This is a genomic window from Streptomyces endocoffeicus (genome assembly GCF_016741935.1).
GTDB lineage: Bacteria > Actinomycetota > Actinomycetes > Streptomycetales > Streptomycetaceae > Streptomyces > Streptomyces endocoffeicus.
Map to the genome: position 1 here is coordinate 1 of NZ_JAERRG010000107.1, position 3,668 is coordinate 3,668.

The 3,668-nt window shown below is 72.6% G+C and carries 2 protein-coding genes; both read left to right on the plus strand.

Annotated features, from left to right (window positions below; translation table 11 throughout):
• Positions 1 to 2,294: SDR family NAD(P)-dependent oxidoreductase (locus tag JK364_RS53970; protein WP_201858808.1), on the plus strand; the 2,294-nt coding region annotated here is incomplete at its 5' end.
• A gap of 91 nt (positions 2,295 to 2,385) precedes the next feature.
• Positions 2,386 to 3,668 (plus strand): type I polyketide synthase (locus JK364_RS53975; RefSeq protein ID WP_372462112.1); only part of this gene is annotated, 1,283 nt, incomplete at its 3' end.

Below are 3,668 nucleotides of genomic sequence, written 5' to 3' on the forward strand. Positions count from 1 at the left end.
GTTACTGGCTGGACACCGCGCCCCCGGGCCGACACCGCGCCAACGCGACAACGGGCCCGGACCCGCACACCGGATTCTGGGAGGCCGTGGAGCGCGAGGACCTGGAAGGGCTGGCCCGGACGCTGCGGTTGGAGGAGTCACAGGCGGAGTTGACGACCCTGCTGCCCGCGCTGTCAGCGTGGCATCGACAGCGGAGCGCGGCGTCCACGATGGACGCGTGGCGGTATCGCGAGGGCTGGAAGCCGCTACCCGACACCGCCACGCCCGCGCTGTCCGGCAGCTGGCTCGTCGTCCTGGCACCCGACCAGAAGGGCGATGCGCTGTACGAGGCGATCGCCACGGCCCTCAGCCGCCACGGGGCCACGGTGGAAACGGTGATCGTGACGCCCGACGATCCACGCCACTGGGCCGACACCCTCGCAGCCCTCACCCCACACACCACGGCGCACACCACCGGGCACACCACAGGGCACACCACCGCGCCCGTCGTCGGCTTGCTCTCGCTGCTCGCCCGCGACGAGACCGCCGGGCTGCACCGCACCCTGCGGCTGATCCAGGGCCTGGAGGCGGCGGGGCTGTTCGCGCCGCTGTGGTGTGTCACCCAGGGTGCGGTGTCCGTCGGCGACCACGATCCGCTGACCGGCCCGGCGCAGGCGCTGGTGTGGGGTCTGGGCCGGGTGGCGGCACAGGAACTCGCCACCCGATGGGGCGGGTTGGTGGATCTGCCGCAGGATCTGGACGAACGGACGACGGCCCGGCTGTGTGCCGTACTGGCCGCCGAGAACGACGAGGATCAGGTCGCGGTCCGCGCCACCGGGGTCCTCGGGCGCCGTGTCGTCAGGGCGCCACGCCTCGGCGATGTGCTCGACGACGGCTGGTCCCCCGGCCCGGGCACGGTCCTGATCACCGGTGGCACCGGCGCCCTCGGCAGCCAGGTGGCCCGTCGGCTCGCGGCCCGTGGCGCCGAGCATCTGCTGCTCGTCAGCCGTCGCGGGGACACCGCGCCGGGAGCGGCCGAGCTGGTGGCCGAGCTGACCACCTCGGGGGCCAAGGCGACCGTGGCGGCCTGCGATGTCGGGGACGCCGACGCGCTCCGCGCGCTTCTGGCGTCGATTCCGGCCGCGTACCCCCTGACCTCGGTGTTCCACACGGCGGCCGTGCTGGACGACGCCGCGATCACCGCCCTCACCCCCGAGCAGGTGGACCGGGTGCTGCGGGTGAAGGCCGATGCGGCGTGGCGGCTGCATGAGCTGACCCGGGACCTGGAGCTGTCCGCGTTCGCGCTGTTCTCCTCCCTGGCGGGCACCGTGGGCATGGTGGGTCAGGGCAACTACGCGCCCGCCAACGCCTACATGGACGCCCTGGCTCGCCACCGCCGCACGCGCGGGCTGGTGGCCACCTCCGTGGCCTGGGGCTCCTGGGCGCAGGGCGGTATGGCCGAACGGGACGCGGTGACCGAGCTGCGGCTGCGCCATGGCGTACCGCTGCTGCCGCCGGAGTCGGCGCTCCTCGCGCTGGAGGCAGCGTTGGCGGATGACGAAACGGCCCTGGTGATCGCCGATATCGACTGGGACCGCTTCGCCCACGCCTACACCGCCGCCCGCCCCAGCCACCTCCTCGATGAGATCCCCGAGGCCCGGCGGGCGCTCGCCATAGTCGACGGTGCGGCGGCCCCGGCGCCGGGCGGCGGTAGGGGCAGTACGGGCGGTACGGTGGCGACCTTGCGCGACCGGCTCGCCGACGCGAAGCCCGAGGAGCGCGAACGGCGGCTCCTCGAGGCCGTACGCGGTCAGGTGGCCGCCGTCCTCGGCCATGGCTCGGCCGAGGCCGTGGGCACCAGGCGGCCGTTCCTGGAGCTCGGCCTGGACTCGGTCACGGCGGTGGAGCTGCGCAACCGGCTCGGGAGCGTCACGGGTCTCCAACTGCCCGCCACCGTGATCTTCGACTTCCCGACCGTGACCGAGCTCGTCGACTACCTGTACGCACAGCTCTTCAGCGGCATCGACGGCGCCTCGTATGGCGGCGCCACGGGTGACGGTGCCGCGAGTGACGGTGCCGCCGAACTCGACGGCCTGGAACGGCTGTTGGGGTCACTGCCGAGCGACGCCCCCGCCCGTTCCGAGATCGCCGACCGGCTGCGCCGGCTGCTCCGCTCCGCCGTGGACGCCATGGACGCCATCGACGCCGTAGGCACCGTGGACACCGCCGAGGAGCCGGTGACGTCCGACGATCTCGAAGCGGCCACCAACGACGAGCTCTTCGACTACATCGAGAAGGAGTTCGGGATCTCCTGATCCCGTTCCGCCCGGCCCGCTGACCGGCCGGTCCTCCGCCATACCCACCTCTCACCGCCGACTCTTCGCATGGAGCCCCGACATGGACGATGTGCACAAGCTCCGCCACTATCTGACCCGGGTCACCGCGGAGCTCAAGGAGACGCGGGCGCAACTGCGGGTGGCGGAGTCCGCGGCCGCCGAGCCGGTGGCGATCGTCGGGATGAGCTGCCGCTATCCCGGCGGAGTGGCCTCGCCCGAGGCGCTGTGGGAGCTCGTCGAAGGCGGCGGGGACGCCATTTCCGGGTTCCCGGTCGACCGTGGCTGGGATCTGGCGGGGCTGGTCGACCCGGACGGCGAACGGCCGGGTACCTCGTACACCGCCGAGGGCGGATTCCTGCACACCGCGGGCGAGTTCGACGCCTCCTTCTTCGGCATCTCCCCACGTGAGGCGCTCGCGATGGACCCCCAGCAGCGACTGCTGCTGGAGACGTCCTGGGAGCTGTTCGAGCGAGCGGGCATCGATCCGGTGTCGCTGCGCTCCAGCCGGACCGGGGTGTTCATCGGCGCCAGCTTCCATGACTACGGCAGCAGGCTGCCCGCGATCCCGGAGGAAGTCGAGGGCCATGCCATGACCGGTGTCGCGGGCAGTGTCGTCTCCGGGCGTATCGCCTACACCTTCGGGCTGACCGGCCCGGCCCTCACCGTGGACACCGCGTGTTCGTCCTCGCTGGTGGCGATGCATCTGGGAGTGCGGGCGCTGCGCGACGGCGAGTGCGGGATGGCGGTCGTCGGCGGTGTCGCCGTGATGTCCACGCCGGATCTGTTCACCGAGTTCAGCAGGCAGCAGGGGCTGGCCCGGGACGGCCGGTGCAAGGCGTTCTCCGCCGCCGCGGACGGCATGGGCGCGGCCGAGGGCGTCGGGCTGCTGCTGGTGGAACGGCTGTCCGACGCCCGCCGCAACGGCCACCAGGTGCTCGGCGTGATCCGTGGCACCGCGGTCAATCAGGACGGTGCCTCCAACGGGCTCACCGCGCCCAACGGCCCCGCCCAACGGCGGGTGATCCAGGACGCGCTGGCCGACGCGGGCGTGGCCTCGTCCGAGGTGGATGTGATCGAGGCGCACGGGACCGGTACGGCCCTGGGCGACCCCATCGAGGCACAGGCGCTGCTCGCCACGTACGGCCAGGACCGGGCCGCCGAACGCCCCGCGCTGCTGGGCTCGGTGAAATCCAACCTCGGCCACACCCAGGCGGCGGCGGGCGTGGCCGGTGTGATCAAGATGGTCATGGCGATGCGCCATGACGTCGTACCCCGCACCCTGCATGTGGACGAGCCGACGCCGCATGTGGACTGGGGCTCTGGTGCGGTGGAGCTGGTGACGGAGAACGCGCC